The organism is Stenotrophomonas sp. AS012628, from assembly GCF_010608305.1.
GTDB lineage: Bacteria > Pseudomonadota > Gammaproteobacteria > Xanthomonadales > Xanthomonadaceae > Stenotrophomonas > Stenotrophomonas geniculata.
In genome coordinates this window covers 1-228 of record NZ_VMBJ01000265.1, presented here as the reverse complement: position 1 = coordinate 228, position 228 = coordinate 1, and the positions used below count along the sequence as shown (strand labels likewise).

Here is a 228-nt window from a genome sequence, read left to right as displayed (position 1 = left end):
GCAGCGGCACGTCGCCGCCCGGATAGTCCAGTTGCCGGTAGGCCGGGTCGTAGCCCAGGGTCACGCCCACCTGGGCACGCGCCGCATCCACCAGTCGCTGCGGTTCGACCGCAGCGGCCGCCACCAGCGGCAGTCCGAGCATGGCGAGCAGCAACAGGCGGCGCAGCGCGCCGGATACGTCCTTGTCCATCCTTTTCCTCCTAAGCGCCCGCGGGCGCGTCCTGGTCC

General features: G+C 71.9%; 1 protein-coding gene. It reads right to left on the bottom strand.

All coding sequences use genetic code 11. The annotated features are described in order from the left end of the window. The coding region (locus G5A07_RS22320) for a DUF1287 domain-containing protein (protein WP_262405915.1) at window positions 1–142 on the bottom strand (142 nt) is incomplete at its 3' end. Between the last annotated feature and the right edge of the window lie 86 nt (window positions 143–228).